This window comes from Pseudomonas sp. TWP3-1 (assembly GCF_049896625.1).
GTDB lineage: Bacteria > Pseudomonadota > Gammaproteobacteria > Pseudomonadales > Pseudomonadaceae > Aquipseudomonas.
In genome coordinates, this window is sequence record NZ_JAFCUQ010000004.1 from 54,576 (window position 1) to 70,301 (window position 15,726).

17 protein-coding genes and 1 tRNA gene are annotated in these 15,726 nt (G+C 58.1%); 12 read left to right on the forward strand and 6 right to left on the reverse strand.

What is annotated here, in order from left to right:
* Positions 1–20: 20 nt before the first annotated feature.
* Positions 21–251, reverse strand: coding sequence for a hypothetical protein (locus ACP7BN_RS07310; RefSeq protein ID WP_420646426.1), 231 nt, complete (start codon positions 249–251; stop codon positions 21–23).
* A gap of 283 nt (positions 252–534) precedes the next feature.
* Between ACP7BN_RS07310 and ACP7BN_RS07315 the strand changes: the two genes are divergently transcribed.
* Positions 535–611, forward strand: a tRNA-Arg gene (locus tag ACP7BN_RS07315).
* A 72-nt stretch (positions 612–683) separates the two neighbouring features.
* Here the strand turns inward: ACP7BN_RS07315 and ACP7BN_RS07320 are convergent.
* The gene (locus ACP7BN_RS07320) at positions 684–2,063 is read right to left on the reverse strand and encodes a lysozyme inhibitor LprI family protein (RefSeq protein WP_426202820.1); all 1,380 of its coding nucleotides are present in this window, start codon (positions 2,061–2,063) and stop codon (positions 684–686) included.
* Between the two features lie 219 nt (positions 2,064–2,282).
* Here ACP7BN_RS07320 and ACP7BN_RS07325 point away from each other — a divergent pair, with 219 nt between their 5' ends.
* The 4 genes from ACP7BN_RS07325 (at position 2,283) to ACP7BN_RS07340 (ending at position 7,459) form a co-directional block, all read left to right on the forward strand.
* The gene (locus ACP7BN_RS07325; protein ID WP_426202822.1) at positions 2,283–3,887 is read left to right on the forward strand and encodes a response regulator; all 1,605 of its coding nucleotides are present in this window, start codon (positions 2,283–2,285) and stop codon (positions 3,885–3,887) included.
* Positions 3,884–4,576, forward strand: coding sequence for a sensor histidine kinase (locus ACP7BN_RS07330; protein WP_426202824.1), 693 nt, complete (start codon positions 3,884–3,886; stop codon positions 4,574–4,576). The genes ACP7BN_RS07325 and ACP7BN_RS07330 overlap by 4 nt, the downstream gene beginning before the upstream one ends.
* Before the next feature lie 202 nt (positions 4,577–4,778).
* Complete coding sequence (locus tag ACP7BN_RS07335; protein ID WP_426203287.1) at positions 4,779–6,020, forward strand: glutamine synthetase family protein; 1,242 nt, start codon at positions 4,779–4,781, stop codon at positions 6,018–6,020.
* A gap of 71 nt (positions 6,021–6,091) precedes the next feature.
* The gene (locus ACP7BN_RS07340) at positions 6,092–7,459 is read left to right on the forward strand and encodes an MFS transporter (protein ID WP_426202826.1); all 1,368 of its coding nucleotides are present in this window, start codon (positions 6,092–6,094) and stop codon (positions 7,457–7,459) included.
* A gap of 64 nt (positions 7,460–7,523) precedes the next feature.
* On the opposite strand, the gene ACP7BN_RS07345 is transcribed toward ACP7BN_RS07340, so the two are convergent.
* The 4 genes from ACP7BN_RS07345 to flgA form a co-directional block, all read right to left on the reverse strand.
* Entirely contained in the window at positions 7,524–8,258 is a 735-nt protein-coding gene (locus ACP7BN_RS07345) for a flagellar brake protein (protein ID WP_420646431.1), read from the reverse strand.
* A 92-nt stretch (positions 8,259–8,350) separates the two neighbouring features.
* Positions 8,351–8,818 carry a flagella synthesis protein FlgN gene (locus ACP7BN_RS07350; RefSeq protein WP_420646432.1) on the reverse strand — a complete coding sequence of 156 codons (468 nt, stop codon included), beginning with the start codon at positions 8,816–8,818 and terminating at the stop codon, positions 8,351–8,353.
* Between the two features lie 48 nt (positions 8,819–8,866).
* Entirely contained in the window at positions 8,867–9,193 is a 327-nt protein-coding gene (flgM, locus tag ACP7BN_RS07355) for a flagellar biosynthesis anti-sigma factor FlgM (RefSeq protein WP_420646433.1), read from the reverse strand.
* A 147-nt stretch (positions 9,194–9,340) separates the two neighbouring features.
* Entirely contained in the window at positions 9,341–10,102 is a 762-nt protein-coding gene (flgA, locus tag ACP7BN_RS07360; protein ID WP_426202831.1) for a flagellar basal body P-ring formation chaperone FlgA, read from the reverse strand.
* Positions 10,103–10,184: 82 nt separating this feature from the next.
* Between flgA and ACP7BN_RS07365 the strand changes: the two genes are divergently transcribed.
* From ACP7BN_RS07365 to ACP7BN_RS07395, 7 genes are all read left to right on the forward strand, one after another.
* A complete protein-coding gene (locus tag ACP7BN_RS07365) occupies positions 10,185–11,117 on the forward strand; it encodes a chemotaxis protein CheV (RefSeq protein WP_420646435.1) in 933 nt (310 codons plus the stop codon).
* 46 nt (positions 11,118–11,163) lie between these two features.
* A complete protein-coding gene (gene cheR, locus ACP7BN_RS07370; RefSeq protein ID WP_426202833.1) occupies positions 11,164–11,991 on the forward strand; it encodes a protein-glutamate O-methyltransferase CheR in 828 nt (275 codons plus the stop codon).
* A 235-nt stretch (positions 11,992–12,226) separates the two neighbouring features.
* A complete protein-coding gene (gene flgB, locus ACP7BN_RS07375) occupies positions 12,227–12,634 on the forward strand; it encodes a flagellar basal body rod protein FlgB (RefSeq protein WP_420646437.1) in 408 nt (135 codons plus the stop codon).
* 3 nt (positions 12,635–12,637) lie between these two features.
* Positions 12,638–13,081 (forward strand): flagellar basal body rod protein FlgC, encoded by a 444-nt coding sequence (flgC, locus tag ACP7BN_RS07380; RefSeq protein ID WP_420646438.1) that lies wholly within the window; start codon positions 12,638–12,640, stop codon positions 13,079–13,081.
* Positions 13,082–13,096: 15 nt separating this feature from the next.
* A complete protein-coding gene (flgD, locus tag ACP7BN_RS07385) occupies positions 13,097–13,825 on the forward strand; it encodes a flagellar hook assembly protein FlgD (RefSeq protein WP_426202837.1) in 729 nt (242 codons plus the stop codon).
* A gap of 30 nt (positions 13,826–13,855) precedes the next feature.
* On the forward strand, positions 13,856–15,190 hold the full coding sequence (gene flgE, locus ACP7BN_RS07390) for a flagellar hook protein FlgE (protein ID WP_426202840.1): 1,335 nt from the start codon (positions 13,856–13,858) through the stop codon (positions 15,188–15,190).
* Between the two features lie 251 nt (positions 15,191–15,441).
* Positions 15,442–15,726, forward strand: a 285-nt coding sequence (locus ACP7BN_RS07395) for a calcium-binding protein (RefSeq protein WP_426202842.1), incomplete at its 3' end; no start/stop codon positions are given.

Genomic DNA, 15,726 nt, shown 5'->3' on the forward strand with positions numbered 1-15,726 from the left:
CTTAACTCCAGAAAAATGATTCAAAACACCAGACGTTCGGTCGACTGCGCAAGCGGTGTGTGTAGCGTCTCGCTGACATCCTGCGGCGCAAAACCACGCTGATCGCTCAACACCGCCAGTTGCGGCGCCCGCTGCACTTGCAGGTAATGGGGCATGCGCTGCGCCACCTGCTCATTGCTCTCGGGGGCAAAATGAAATCCCACCAGAACCGCCAGGGCGGTTGCGTTTGCAAGCAAGAGGGCGCTGTTCATCAGGCGAGTCTCCGAACGTTCTTTGTAAGAACAGACAAAGCAGCCAGCGTGCCAACAGTCTAACCGCTGTTAAGTCCTTTAAAAACAAGGTTTTATCTTGGATTTGCAGAGGTCGCACATTGCAATCTGCAATGCCGGGTTTTTGCGGGGATGCAAATTGCACGGTAAAACTTCCGTCAGCCTTGCAATGCGCCTGCCTACACTTAAAAAGCACGTTGGACGACATGACAAATAAGGGCCTGGCCGTTACCATGCACGCCGTCTGTCGTATCGGCTGACTTGTGTCTCAGTAGCTCAATTGGATAGAGCATCCCCCTCCTAAGGGGAAGGTTGGCAGTTCGAACCTGCCCTGGGACACCATATATTCGAAAGCCCCTCGCAGAGCGATCTGGTGGGGCTTTTTTGTGGCTCTCAATCGCGCAGAGTCAGCAGCTAAAACAACTCAGCCCCGCGCGTGCTTACTTGCGAACTAACTTGCGTCACATGCCTACGCCCGTTGATCGAGTAACTCTGTTCCGGATCTGCAGAACCTGGCTTGCGCAGCATTAGCAGTGCATTCAGCCCGTCTTTTTCGCCGTAACGTCCATACCAGTTGATCAACCTTGCGATGTAGCAATCGTTGCCGATGATCACCGTCATGTCCGTGACGGGCTCTACTGCGTAGTAACTTGCACCGTAACTGGAATAGTTGTCGTCGCCTTCTCCCGACGCGGGAATGGGGCATAGCGGCGCTGTACTTTCGCTCGGTTGCTGAGGTTTGCCAGCGTTCGATTTGATCAACGCTCGGCTGAGCGTCTTCCGCAAGCCTGGATCAAGCTTGTAAGCGGTGTTGTCTGCCTCGCGATATTGACTGCGAGGCACCGTCAGTCGGTAGTCATACCGAACCGTAATCGTCGGTATCTGACGGTTGATCTTCAAAGGATTGATCAAGTACAGCTCATCAACACCGTAAGAGCCGTCGCGGAAGGCCAGATACGTTCTCCCGTGGGACTTGATCCAGCTTGCCCACTGGTCAGCGCCGCGATCACTTATGGAGAACAGTGAACTGCCTGCGCCCGCTTCAGGATCGTAGGGTGTCAATCGGCGAGTAAACCGCCCTCCATCACGACGCAGCGTGTCATAAAACGTAAACAGCCCAGTACCGCCGGTATAGGTTGCAATGAGCAAGTCGCGCTGTCCGTCGCCATCCAGATCCATCAATGTATAAGTGGCCCGGCCTTGCTCTGCGTCCGCGTCGAGACCTGAGGCGGTCAGCGCCCTCCATTCATCCTGGGTGACGCCCTTGGGGATTTTTTTCGGAAACAGCGTGTGATCCTCGCTCGGGTCGTCATTCGGATCGCCATCGAATGAGGTTTGCCCCTTGCTGATCGTGAGAGAGCCCACTGCCCGCTCCAAGGCAAACTCCGGATACACCTTGCTCATATCGCGAATGCGTTGTTGCAGATCCTCCGTGACCTGTTTGTCGATATCGTCAGGTTGATACGCGACCGCATCGGTCCACTGCGCGTGCAATGCCTGCAAGCGATCCGTATAGCGCTGATTCAAGCAACTGACATCCTCGCCGCACGCATCGCGCGTCTTCAGCCACTGCCGCTGGGCGCTCTTCACCTCAGGCTGTCCCTGCGTAGCAGCCTTAATCAGCCGCCCATAAACCCTCCCCATCTGCACATCCAGTTCATACAACGGCTTGTTCGCACAAATAGCGATTTCCACAACACTCGCCGCTTTCGCACAGTCCATTCCGGCGGCCGTGGCGAGCTGGGTAAACAGCAGCGCCCAAGCCGACACGATGTAGCGTCCTTTGATGTACACGATCAAAACCTTGAAGTAGGGAGGGAATAGCCGCGCAGAGTAATCGTCGCGCAACGAATCTTGAAGCACCGCTTCAAGGGAATGCCACTTGTGGCCGATAACCCCAACGGTAACTTCAGATTTGCACGAAATCGCTTGATAGCATTTCGCCGCCAGCTATGATCTGCGCGCCTGAAAAATGCCCCCCGGTTCATCCTCTCAATTGCCTGGAAATCGTTGATGTCGTCGTATCACCAAAAGAGTTTTCTGATCGTCGATGATTTTTCGGATTTCCGCAGTTCCGTGCGCTCGATGCTGCGCGAGCTGGGGGTCAAGGACGTGGACACCGCCGACACCGGCGAGCAGGCGCTGAAAATGTGCTCGCAGAAGTCTTACGATTTCATCCTGCAGGATTTCCACCTCGGCGACGGCAAGAAGAACGGCCAGCAGGTGCTCGAAGACTTGATGATGGAAAAGCTGATCAGCCACGAAGCGGTATTCGTGATGGTCACCGCCGAGACCAGTCAGGCGATGGTGCTCAGTGCCTTGGAGCACGAGCCGGACGCTTACCTGACCAAGCCGTTCAACCGCTCCGGGTTGGCTCAGCGGCTGGAGCGTCTGGAGCAGCGTAAGACGCTGCTCAAGCCGATTCTGCAAGCGCTTGATCGCGGTAAACCGGTCGAGGTGCTCAACGCCTGCATCGCCCTGTGCAAGCAGGACATCCGCTATTCGCCGCTGTGCCTGCGCTATCGCGCCGATGCGCTGCGCGACCTCAATCAGAACGAAGCGCTTGAGCGTCTGTACGACAGCATCATTGCCGATCGGCCGCTGCCGTGGGCGTTCGCCGGGTTGGGCAAGTTGTTGTTCAAGCGCGGTCAGGTCGCACAGGCTAAAGGCGTGTACGAAAAAGCCCTGAAAGTCTTCCCGATGATGCCATCGTTGTACGACGGCATGGCCGATGTGCTGATCGCCGAAGGCGACAGCAAGGGCGCGCAAAAAGTTTTGGAAGAAGCCATTCGCCTGTCGCCGCTGGCGGTGCGGCGTCAGGCGTTGCTGGGCAAACTGGCGATGGCCAACGAAGACTTCGACACTGCTTCGAAGGCTTATCGTCAGGCTGTGGCGCAAGGTGCGCAGTCGCGCTTCAAGGATGCGGAAAGCAACCTCGGACTCGCCCATGCGCTGATCAGCAAGGGCAGCGAAAAGGGCCTCGACACGCGCACGCGGCTGGAGATCAACACTACGCTCAGCGCTGTGGCCAAGGAAAACCCCAGCGATCCGGGTTTGCAGATCCGCGCGCGCCTGATGAAGGCCACCAGTCTGTTGCTGAACGACGCCGAGACCGCCGAGAAGCTCACCGAGCAGGCGATGCTGCGCCTCGACGGCATGGAGCAGTTCATGAGTCCCGAGGCAGCGCTGCTGGTGGCCAAGCAATTGCAGATGCTCGGTCAGGCCGAGGCGGGCACCTCGATGCTCAAGAGCTGCGCGGAGATCTACGGGGACGATCCGGCGGTGATGAAAGACATCGCCAAACTCACCGATGACCCGAGCATTCTCAGTTCGAGTAACGCCGCCGCCGATCTCAACCGGCAGGGCGTGCGCGTGTACAAGACCGGCAACCTGGTGGAGGCCCGCGAGGTATTCCGCAAGGCGCTGAAGATGCAGCCGAAGAACATCAGTATCGCGCTGAACATGGCGCAGTCGCTGCTGCACGGCACCGACACCAGTGTGCCGTCGGCGGAGCTGGAAGAATGTCGGGCCTGCCTGAAACTGGTGGGCATGATGCCCGACACCGACGCGCGTTTTTCGCGCTATCAGAAGCTGAAAAGCAAGGCGTTTGGCGAATGAACCACGACGAGCAGGCACTGGATTTTTCCACGGTGATCGCATCCACCGTGCACGACATGAAGAACTCGCTGGCGATGCTCATGCAGACCCACAGTCAGTGGCTGGCGCGTTTGCCCGAAGCACAGCGGCACAGCCCGGAGCAGGGCGTGATGGACTTCGAGTTCGCGCACCTGAACGGCATGCTGGTGCAACTGCTCGGGCTGTATAAGCTCGGCGTCAATCAGATGCCGCTGCAGCCGGCGTATCACGAGCTGGATGATTTCCTCGAAGCGCAACTGGCGGCGCATCAAGAGGTGTTCGCCAGTCGCGGGATCCTCGCAACTTATGAAGTCGATCCGCTGAGTCCGCTGGGTTTCTTTGATCGCGAGCTGATCGCTTCGGTGCTCGGCAACTGCATCAACAACGCCATTCGTTATGCCCGTGAAGCGCTGCTGATCACCGTCAGCGACGAAGCCGGGCAACTGGTGCTGAGCATCAATGATGACGGCGAGGGTTACCCGGCCGAGATGCTCGAACGTCAGGCCGATTATGTGCAGGGCATCAACCACAGCAGCGGCAGCACCGGGCTGGGTTTGTACTTCGCCGGTCGGATTGCCGCGTTGCATCAGCGCAATGGCGTTAGCGGGCATACCGAATTGCGCAATGGCGGACCGTTGGGCGGCGGTGTGTTCAGCATCTATCTGCCCTGACTCAGAGCTTTTTGTTTGACGCTGCTTGATATTCCGAACAGCCGGAGCCTATTTTGTTCGGGTCGCCGTTCGCGGCTCGCACAATAACAAGGATTGCGTCATGACAACCGATGGCCAGCGCTCACTCGCACAGCGATTGACGGGCATTGATGAGATTGAATGTGTCACGCCGGATTTGAACGGCGTACCACGCGGCAAGGTAATGACCGCCGAGGGTTTCCTCGAAGGGCGGCGTCTGCAACTGGCGCGCGGGGTGCTGCTGCAATGCATCATGGGTGGCTATCCGGCGGCGCGCTTTTACGGCAGCGACGACGGCGATCTGGCGCTGGTCGCCGATCCTGCGCAGATTCACCGTTTGCCGTGGAGCGATGAGCCACGCGCCTTGGCGATCTGCGATGCCGATGAGCTGACCGGCGAAGGCTCCAACCTGTCGACTCGTGGCCAGCTGAAAAAGGTGATTGCCCGCTACGCAGCGCGCGGCCTGGCGCCAGTGGTGGCGACCGAGCTGGAATTTTTCGTGTTCGCGCCGAACACCGATCCGACCCAGCCGTTCCAGCCGCCAGTCGGCCTCGACGGGCGCCGCGAAGACGGACATTCGGCGTTCAGCATCAGCTCGAACAACGGGCTGCGGCCGTTCTTCAGCGAAGTCTATAAATGCATGGCCGCGCTGGATCTGCCGCGCGACACCTTCATGCATGAGATGGGTGTCAGCCAGTTCGAGATCAACCTGCTGCACGGTGATCCGCTGCTGCTGGCCGACCAGACCTTCCTGTTCAAACACCTGCTCAAAGAAGTTGCGCTCAAGCATGGCCTGACCGTGGTGTGCATGGCTAAACCGCTGGCGCATACGCCGGGCAGTTCGATGCACATTCACCAGAGCGTCGTTGACATCAACAGTGGCAAAAATGTGTTCAACGACGCCGATGGCCAGCCGACCGCAATGTTCCGCCATTTCATCGGCGGCCAGCAGGCGGGCATGGCGGATTTCACTGCGCTGTTTGCGCCGAACGTCAATTCCTACCAGCGCCTGTGCCATCCGTTCGCTTCGCCGAACAATGCCTGTTGGTCGCACGACAATCGCGCCGCCGGGCTGCGCATTCCGGCCAGTTCGCCGGTCGCCCGTCGGGTGGAAAACCGTTTGCCGGGCGCCGACGCCAACCCGTATCTGGCGATTGCTGCGAGCCTGGCTGCCGGTCTGTACGGCATCGAACACGAACTGGAACCCACCGCCGCGATCCAGGGCGAATTCGAAGTGCCGGATAATCTTTCGCTGCCATGTACCTTGCACGCCGCGCTGGAGCGTCTGAAACGCAGTCAACTTGCCAAGGAACTGTTCGGCAAGGAGTTCATCGAAGGCTACATCGCATCGAAAACCATGGAGTTGACCAGTTTCTTTGACGAAATAACTCCCTGGGAACGCCGTGTTCTAGCAGCCCAGGCCTGACGTAATGTCGCCATCGGGCTATCTTTTTTCGATAGCCCGATAATCACTGCAAGGAGCCGCTCGGAACGCCGATGCGCCAAATCTGGAAATCCTTTCGAGCATTGTATTTCGCCTCGCTGATGATGTTGATCGGCTCGGGTCTTTTAAGCACTTACCTGGCTTTGCGCCTGGCTGCGGATAATGTCGACGGTCTGTGGGTTGGTGCGCTGATGGCGGCCAACTATTTCGGTCTGGTGCTGGGCGGCAAGATCGGCCACCGCCTGATCGCCCGCGTCGGGCACATCCGGGCTTACTCTGCATGCGCGGGGATCGTCGGTGCGGCGGTGCTCGGCCATGGACTGGTGGACTGGCTGCCGGCGTGGCTGGTGCTGCGGACCATCGTCGGTCTGGGCATGATGTGCCAATACATGGTCATCGAAAGCTGGCTCAACGAACAGGCTGACGCCAATCAGCGCGGTCTGGTGTTCAGCGGCTACATGATTGCCTCGTATCTGGGGCTGGTGCTCGGGCAGTTGATTCTGGTCATGCACCCGGGCCTCGGTCTGGAACTGCTGATGGTGGTTGCCCTGTGCTTCGCGCTGTGTCTGGTACCGGTGACTTTGACCCGACGTATTCACCCGGCACCGCTACACCCGGCGCCGATGGAGCCGCGCTTCTTTATCAAGCGCGTGCCGCAGTCATTGAGTACGGTGCTCGGTGCCGGTCTGATCATCGGTTCGTTTTATGGTCTGGCGCCGTTGTATGCGTCGCAGCAAGGGCTGTCGACCGAACAGGTCGGTCTGTTCATGGGTAGCTGTATTTTTGCCGGTCTGCTGGTGCAGTGGCCGCTGGGCTGGTTGTCCGACCGCTATGACCGGGCGCTGCTGATTCGTTGTTTTGCGATGTTTCTGGCAGTGGCCGCGTTGCCGTTGGCGATCATGCCAAGCGTGCCGCTGGAAGTGCTGTTTATCGTCGGCTTCCTGTGTTCGCTGGTGCAGTTCTGTCTGTATCCGCTGGCCGTGGCGTTTTCCAACGACCACGTCGAGGGTGATCGGCGCGTTTCGCTGACGGCGATGCTGCTGGTGACCTATGGCGTCGGTGCGAGTATCGGGCCGTTGGCGGCAGGCGTGCTGATGAAGCTGTTCGGGCCGCAAAGCCTGTACGCGTTCTTCACCTTCTTTGCGCTGGTACTGGTGTGGCGCATCCGGCCGAAAGCCGTGACCAACATGCATCAGGTCGAGGATGCGCCGCTGCACCACGTTGCAATGCCGGACAGCATGTCCAGTTCGCCGCTGGTGGCAGCGCTCGATCCGCGGGTCGATGAGCACGTGGTGCAGGAGCAGATGCAGAATCCGGTTGATCCCGAGCCGGAACCCGAGCCCGAAACCGAGCAGGATACGCACACCGTCCCACCTGAGGATGATCCCCAAGGGCCAAGCTTCACCCAGGCCCGACCTTAAATCTCAGGCACAAAAAAACGGGCAGTCACCGCAAGGGACTGCCCGTTTTTCATTGCGTATTCGATCACATATCGTCTTTGTCGAAACGCCGTGCTTCACGTTGCAACTGATAGACGAAGCGCTCGACATTGCGCGCGGCCGGACCACTGATGTTGTGGAAACGCAGGCCGGCGAAGGTAATGTTGAGTTTTTCTTCGAAGTGCAGATAACGCAACTCGACCGAGACCGGTTGGTTGCCAAACAGCGGCGCGGCAGCGAGGCGGTCATAGACCTGGCCCAGTTGCAGGCGATCGGTGATGTCGCCTTCGAAGCGCAGTTTGCAACCGGTAGCGGAGATGTCCAGCAACTTGCCGTCGATCGGTGCCTTGAGCTTTTCGCCACCGAGCACGACGCTGACCAGGTCGGCCAGTTTCAGGGCAGCGCGAAAGGCATTGCGGCGCTGGTGGTAAACCACTTCTTCGGGCAAGTCGCCGACGTAAAAGCGGTCGCCATCAGAATCCTTGATGCTCAGCGTGCCGGTGCATTCCCAGGCAATGCGTACACCGTCATGGAAGCCCTCGACCTTGAACGGTTCGCCAGCTTCGAGAAAGCGCTCGCCGTCGCGCGGGATCATTTCATCGAACTTGATGGTGGCGGATTCCCGATCAACTTCGATCAGGTAGCTCTGGAAGCGCTGACTGCGCTCGTGAAAGGTGATGATCAGTGGATCATGGCTTTCTTGCAGCTGGCGCAGGTTGCTGGAGATTTCCAGGGGCGTGGTGAGCACCTTTGGGGGCTGCGGAGCGTCATCATTGGACACGTTAGATCAATCTCCAGACAAAATTTGACTACGGCTAGCCAGCATTTTGCCAGCATGTAACGCGTGTTGATAGGGCGCAAGCATAGAACAGCTTATGCCTGACTGAGTGCGCGCGGCTTCTGCAGCTTGGAGAAGGTGCCGGTGGCATCGTAAAGCGCCGGAGGCTCGCCGCCGGTGAGGATTTTCAGCTGATTGGCCGTGGCGGCCTGCTGGATCACGATCGACTGGCCGTTTTGCACATTAGCCGCCTGGCATTGGGCAATCAGATCGGTGAGGACATCGCTCTCAGCCATCAACTGCGCGCCGATGCTCGACTGGCTGGCAAGTTGCTCCAGGCCTTCGCGCGTGGCGGGCAGATTGAGGCTGACGAGGATTTCGCTGCGCTTGCGGCCATGCTGTTCAAGCAGAATGATCAGCGCCTGTTTGCGCGCCAGAATTTCTTCCAGCACCGGCATGTCGCGACCGTGCAAGGCGAGGGACTCGGATTGCAATAACTCCAGCAACTGTTGAGCTGGAGCAAAGTCGTCGGTGATCAGTTGCAGTAAATTAGTGTCGTGCATGGCTGGCCTTGGGTTTTAAGCGTCCAAAAGCCTGGCGCCGGCGAAAGCCTAGCGCTGGGCTTCGAAGTTGAGCAGTTTGCTGGCTACACGGTTGCTGTCGACTTTATAGCTGCCATCGGCAATCGCTGCTTTCAACTCGGCCACACGGGCATTGTCGACGGCAGGCTGATCGCGCAGCTTGTCAGTGACCTTCTGCAACTGTTGAGCCTCATTGCTGAGGTGTACCGATTCCCCGGCTTTAGCGGTACTGGCCTGTTCGGCCGGGGTATTCAGCGGCGCGGAGGTGCCGGTTTCGGCGGTTTCCCTGGCGTTGCTGGTACGTGTACTGCCGGTAAGTGGCGAGGAGCTGTTCAAACGGCTGAAATCGATGACCATGATAAAAACCTCTGGGAATTTGGACGCTTGCCATGTTTTCGGCCATCCCCTGGAAAACTTTAGACTCATTTACCCATGAGTTTGCATGCAGGTCCGATGCGCCACAGTTTAGGGAACAGCTCGGCCCAGCGCCAGTTTTCCATCTCGCTACATCGCCACTTCCACCTGGCCAGGCGCGACCACCTGCGCCTTGATGACCCGTTGCGAATTGAGGTTTTTCACGCGGATCTGTTCTTTCAGGCCGCCGTTGGCCAGGGCTTCACCCGGCATGCGCACGGCCATCGTGCCGCTGCGCGCGGTGATTACCACTTGATCGCCCTTGCGTACCACTTCGGCTTGTTCCAGATGCACCAGAGTAATGACCTGATCGGCTACCGTTGGTCGGGTCAATTTCTGCCCGATCGCTTCATCCACCGACGTCAAAAAACCTTGGTTGATCAGGCTGATATCACGCTCACGCAAGGTCACGTCCTGAGGCTCGATGATGCCTGCGCGTCTGAGCGGGCGCGTGGTCGTCACAATCTCGCGAAACAGGCGGACTTGAGCGGGTACGAACACCGTCCAGGGCGATCCGCCCTCGCAGCGAACCTTGACCGTAACCCGCCCCAGAGGGCGTGCCGGACTCTCCAGAGTGGCTGTCAATTCCTTGTCGCACATAGGCATGCGCATACGAGGATCGAGCTGGTTGACCTCGATCTCGTAGCGGCCTTCGGTTTGACTGCTGGCCAGATAGTCTTCTACGGTGAATTCAAGAAAGCCCTGAGTCACGCCGATAAGCATGTCAGGCATGGTAACCGTATCAGCAACGGCAGGGCTGCCAGCGTAAAAGCAGCAAATGGCGGACATCGCGCAAAGCCCTCTGCGGAGGGGAGATGTCAGGTGTCGGAATAATGTCGTTTGAGCGTTCATACGAGTTAAAAAGCAAGCGCCGTGCCGTTTAGCAATGAATGTGCGTCGCAACAACACTTGGCGTTGGTGTAGGAGTCTGGGCATGGCTGGTGTAATGGATTCGGTGAACCAGCGCACGCAACTGGTAGGGCAGAATCGCCTGGAGCTGTTGTTGTTCCGTCTCGACGGCCAACAGCTATACGGGATCAACGTGTTCAAAGTGCGCGAGGTGCTGCAATGCCCCAAGCTGACACTGATGCCCAAGTCCAGTCCTGTCGTGTGCGGGGTGGCGAATATCCGGGGGGCAACCATTCCGATCCTTGATCTGGCAATGGCGACCGGCTCGGGTGCTTTGAAAGACAAGAACAACCCGTTCGTGATCATCACGGAGTACAACACCAAGACCCAGGGTTTCCTGGTGCGCTCGGTGGAACGCATCGTGAACATGAACTGGGAAGAGATTCATCCACCACCGAAGGGGACGGGGCGCGATCATTACCTGACCGCTGTGACTCGAGTGGACAATCAGTTAGTCGAAATCATCGACGTCGAAAAAGTGCTGGCGGAAGTCGCACCGACGCCGGAAGCGATTTCGGTCGGCGTGGTCGATGTCGAGACGCAGACCAAAGCGTTGTCGTTGCGGGTACTGACGGTCGATGACTCGTCGGTGGCGCGCAAGCAGGTGACGCGTTGTCTGCAGACGATTGGTGTCGAAGTGGTGGCGTTGAACGACGGTCGGCAAGCGCTGGATTACCTGCGCAAACTGGTCGACGAAGGCAAGAAGCCGGAAGAAGAGTTCCTGATGATGATCTCCGACATCGAGATGCCGGAGATGGACGGGTACACCCTGACGGCCGAGATCCGCGGCGACTCGCGCATGCAAAAGCTCCATATCATCCTGCATACTTCGTTGTCGGGAGTGTTCAATCAGGCGATGGTCAAGAAAGTCGGTGCCGATGACTTTCTGGCCAAATTCCGCCCTGATGACCTGGCATCCCGGGTAGTCGACCGGATCAAAGCAGCAGATATCAGCTAGGAGCCTTTTGCTCCTGGCGGTCAACACGATTTAAGAGGCGGCATCTTTGTCTACGGGTAATTTGGATTTCGAACAGTTCCGGGTCTTCCTGGAAAAAGCCTGTGGCATTTTGCTCGGTGAAAACAAGCAGTATCTGGTCTCGAGCCGTCTCAACAAACTGATGGAAGTGCAAGGCATCAAGTCCCTGGGTGAGCTGGTACAGCGCATCCAGACCCAGCCGCGCAGCGGTTTGCGCGAGCAGGTGGTCGATGCCATGACGACCAACGAAACCCTGTGGTTTCGTGACACCTATCCGTTTGAAGTCTTGAAGAACAAGGTACTGCCGGAAGCGATCAAGGCTGCACCAAACCAGCGTCTGCGGATCTGGTCGGCGGCTTGCTCGTCGGGTCAGGAACCGTACTCGCTGTCGATGTCGATCGACGAGTTCGAGCGCAGCAACCTCGGTCAGCTGAAAATGGGCGTGCAGATTGTTGCCACCGATCTGTCTGGCAGCATGCTCAACAACTGCAAGACCGGCGAGTACGACAGCCTGGCCATCGGCCGCGGTTTGTCGCCTGATCGCCTGCAACGCTACTTCGACCCGAAAGGGCCGGGTCGCTGGGCAATCAAGGCGCCGATCAAGAGCCGGGTTGAGTTCCGCTCGTTCAACCTGCTCGACAGCTACGCCAGCCTGGGCAAGTTCGACATCGTGTTCTGCCGCAACGTGCTGATCTACTTCTCCGCCGAGGTGAAGAAAGACATCCTGTTGCGCATCCACAGCACGCTGAAGCCGGGCGGATATCTGTTCCTTGGCGCTTCCGAAGCGCTGAACGGTTTGCCCGATCATTACCAGATGGTTCAGTGCAGCCCGGGGATCATCTACCAGGCGAAATGATCAACACCGGCAACACCAGAACGGGAGTCCTCAGGGGCTCCCGTTTTTTTTGCCCGGCGTTTATGCGGTGACGGCAAGCGGCAGAAAAGCGGCATCTGGCGGAAACCGGTTGCCGCTTTTCTGGCATTGCCGCTTTGCCACTGCCCGCAAAGCCCCGGAATCCGGGCTTTTGCAAACTGGCACGCGGCTTGCTAAAGCTCAGTTACGAAAAATCCGGTTACCTGAAGGTCCCGACATGAGCATCAGCTTCGATAAAGCGCTCGGCATTCACGAAAAGGCATTGGGCTTCCGCGCCCAGCGCGCTGAAGTGTTGGCCAATAACATCGCCAACGCCGATACCCCGAACTACAAGGCTCGGGATCTGGAATTCTCCAAAGTGCTCGAAGCACAGACGCAGAAAAACCAGAACGGCACCATCGCCCTGAACAAGACCAACAGCCGTCACATCGAAGCTGAAGGCCTGGGCAATGGCGACGAATCGCTGATGTATCGCACGCCGATGCAACCGTCGATCGACCAGAACACCGTGGACGCTCAGCTGGAACAATCCAACTACGCGGAAAACGCGGTTGGCTTCCAGGCCAGCTTCACCCTGCTCAACAGCAAATTCAAAGGGCTGGTTTCAGCCCTGCGCGGAGAGTAATCCATGTCCCTGTCCAGCGTTTTCAACATTGCCGGCAGCGGCATGAGCGCACAGACCACACGTCTTAACACTGTGGCTTCGAACATCGCCAACGCCGAAACCGTCTCGTCGAGCATCGACCAGACCTATCGCGCCCGTCACCCGGTGTTCGCCACCATGTTCCAGGGTGGCCAGAGCGGCGGCAGCGACTCGCTGTTCCAGAACCAGGACGCTGCCGGTCAGGGCGTGCAGGTGATGGGCGTAGTCGAAGACCAGAGCAACCTCGAAGCGCGCTACGAGCCGAATCACCCGGCTGCCGACGCCAAGGGTTACGTCTTTTACCCGAACGTCAACGTGGTGGAAGAAATGGCTGACATGATTTCCGCGAGCCGGTCCTTCCAGACCAACGCCGAAATGATGAACACCGCCAAAACCATGATGCAGAAAGTACTGACCCTCGGTCAGTAACAAGGGGCGACTGCCATGAGCGTTACCGATTCCACCAGCACCCTGAGCATGAAGGATCTACTGGCCAACTCTGCGAAGAAGACCAGTAGCACGACCTCTGACGGGATTGCTTCTGCGACCAACAGCACTACGGGTGGCCAGGCCCTGGGCAAGGATGCGTTCCTGCAATTGCTGGTTACCCAGCTGAAAAACCAGAATCCGCTCGACCCGCAAGACAACAGTGCATTCGTTGCACAGTTGGCCCAGTTCAGCAGCCTTGAAGGCATCACCACCCTGAACTCCACCGTGACCGGTCTTGCCGGCAACTACAACTCTTCGCAAGCGTTGCAGGCGTCGTCTCTGGTTGGCCGCAACGTGATCGTGCAGACCAACTCGGTGCAGATGGACGATCCGAGCAAAGGCATGACCGGCTCGGTCAACGTGACCTCGTCGATCGCTGGCGGCACGGTGACCATCACCGACAAGGACGGCAAGGCCGTTCGCACCATCGATCTGGGCAGCCGCGCAGTCGGCAGTGCCTCCTTTACCTGGGATGGCAAGGACAACAACGGCGTTCAGGTTGCCGCCGGCACTTACACCGTCAAGGCCAGCGCGCCGATCAACGGCACGGCGACGGATCTGGCGACCTACCTGCCAGCCACGGTCAACAGCGTCACGATCAGCCAGACCGGCGGCGAGCTGATGCTCAACCTGGCAGGCAAGGGCAGCGTTGCCCTGTCCAAAGTACAAACCATTGGTATATAGAGCCGACTAACCGGCACAAAGGAGTGGAATATGTCTTTCAATATCGGCCTTAGCGGTCTCTATGCAGCCAATAAACAACTGGACGTGACCGGCAACAACATCGCCAACGTCGCGACTGCCGGTTTCAAATCTTCCCGTGCAGAGTTTGAAGACGTCTATTCGGCGACCCGACTCGGCACCGGCAGCAAGGTCATCGGTAACGGTGTGCGCCTGGCTAACGTATCGCAGCAGTTCACCCAGGGTGACATCAGCAATACCGGCAACGTGTTGGACATGGGTATCAACGGTTCGGGCTTCTTCACTATGAGCAACAACGGTTCGATTTCCTATACCCGTGCCGGTACGTTCAAAGTCGACGACCAGGGTTTCATCACTAACACCGACTACACCTCACATCTGCAAGGTTACGGTGTGGACTCCAATGGCCGCGTCATCAAAGGCGTTCTGACCGACCTGAAGATCGACACTTCGAACCTGGCGCCGAAGTCGACCTCGGCCGTGGGCTCGAGCATCAACCTGAACTCTTCGGCCCCGGTGATCGTCGATACCGGCGCCACCGGCGTCAAATTCGATCCGACCAAGGTCGAGAGTTACACCGAGTCTTTCAGCACCCCGATCTATGATTCGCAGGGCAACAAGCACGACATGGATCAGTATGTTGTGAAGACCGGCCAAAACACCTGGAAGGTTTATACCTTGGTGGATGGGCGTAACCCGGATGCAACGGGCAGCGATCCAAAAACCACTCCGCCAACGGCCTCGACTCTGACCTTTGACTCTGCTGGCAAGTTGACTCAGATCAGCACGCCTGATCCAGCGAATCCTGCGACCCCGATCATCAGCAGCGACCTGACCCTGAAAAACTGGAAGCCGGGCACAGTGACCGGCGGTGTCTTTACGCCTAACGGCGCAGCTGCCAACCCGGCCGGCGTGACCATTTCGATGGCCAAGACCACCCAGTACAACGCTGATACTTCGCGTACGATTCCGACTCAGGATGGTTACGCCACCGGCCAGATCACCAACCTGACCATCGACGGCACCGGTACTCTGTTCGCCAACTTCAGCAACAACCAGAACAAGGCCATCGGCCAGGTTGCGCTGGCCAGCTTCACCAACGAGCAAGGCCTGCAAGCAGTCGGCGGCACCAGCTGGAAGGAAACCTTCGCCTCGGGTATCCCGGGTTATGACGCTCCGGAGACCGGTACTCTGGGTTCCATCCAGTCCAACTCTCTGGAAGAGTCCAACGTTAACCTGACCAATGAGTTGGTTGATCTGATCAAGGGTCAATCGAACTATCAGGCGAACGCGAAGACGATTTCGACTCAGAGCACGATTATGCAGACCATTATTCAAATGGCTTGATGTGATCTGATAGCTGCACTGAAAACCGATGCCTGGTGCGTCGGTTTTTTTATGCGCGTTATTTGGGACGAGTGTTCAGTTTTGTACCGTTCGTCGGTCGCTGTGGTGCGGAACTTGCACTCTCCTGGAGCAGCAGCGGCGCGCGTCAAACTTTCATCCGCACCGCATATATTCAAGCCGGACTCAGGTCGGGGCAGTACTGCGCTTCTACGTAGTTTTCAACACAAACACACTCACACAAGGAAGATGAAATGGCGGTAATTTACGGGTCCAATGGTGCCGATACGCTGGTAGGCACCGCAGGCGATGATCAAATACGCGGTTTGGCGGGTGATGATGTGTTGAATGGTGGGGATGGCAACGACCTTCTCATCGGCGGCGAAGGTGCTGATCAACTGATCGGCGGCGCAGGTTTTGACACCGCCAGCTACGAAGACGCCTATCAGGGTGTCGGTGTGACGATCAATCTGAAAACCGGCGTGCACACCGGCCTCGCGGCGGGCGATACATTCAATGGTATCGAGGCGTTTCGCGGC

Bases quoted from the DNA above. Each gene is read 5' to 3' on its own strand.
- ACP7BN_RS07310 (WP_420646426.1), bottom strand. From the start codon at position 251: ATGAACAGCGCCCTCTTGCTTGCAAACGCAACCGCCCTGGCGGTTCTG.
- ACP7BN_RS07325 (WP_426202822.1), top strand. From the start codon at position 2,283: ATGTCGTCGTATCACCAAAAGAGTTTTCTGATCGTCGATGATTTTTCG.
- ACP7BN_RS07330 (WP_426202824.1), top strand. From the start codon at position 3,884: ATGAACCACGACGAGCAGGCACTGGATTTTTCCACGGTGATCGCATCC.
- ACP7BN_RS07335 (WP_426203287.1), top strand. From the start codon at position 4,779: ATGACCGCCGAGGGTTTCCTCGAAGGGCGGCGTCTGCAACTGGCGCGC.
- ACP7BN_RS07340 (WP_426202826.1), top strand. From the start codon at position 6,092: ATGCGCCAAATCTGGAAATCCTTTCGAGCATTGTATTTCGCCTCGCTG.
- ACP7BN_RS07350 (WP_420646432.1), bottom strand. From the start codon at position 8,818: ATGCACGACACTAATTTACTGCAACTGATCACCGACGACTTTGCTCCA.
- flgM (WP_420646433.1), bottom strand. From the start codon at position 9,193: ATGGTCATCGATTTCAGCCGTTTGAACAGCTCCTCGCCACTTACCGGC.
- flgA (WP_426202831.1), bottom strand. From the start codon at position 10,102: ATGAACGCTCAAACGACATTATTCCGACACCTGACATCTCCCCTCCGC.
- ACP7BN_RS07365 (WP_420646435.1), top strand. From the start codon at position 10,185: ATGGCTGGTGTAATGGATTCGGTGAACCAGCGCACGCAACTGGTAGGG.
- flgB (WP_420646437.1), top strand. From the start codon at position 12,227: ATGAGCATCAGCTTCGATAAAGCGCTCGGCATTCACGAAAAGGCATTG.
- flgC (WP_420646438.1), top strand. From the start codon at position 12,638: ATGTCCCTGTCCAGCGTTTTCAACATTGCCGGCAGCGGCATGAGCGCA.
- flgD (WP_426202837.1), top strand. From the start codon at position 13,097: ATGAGCGTTACCGATTCCACCAGCACCCTGAGCATGAAGGATCTACTG.
- flgE (WP_426202840.1), top strand. From the start codon at position 13,856: ATGTCTTTCAATATCGGCCTTAGCGGTCTCTATGCAGCCAATAAACAA.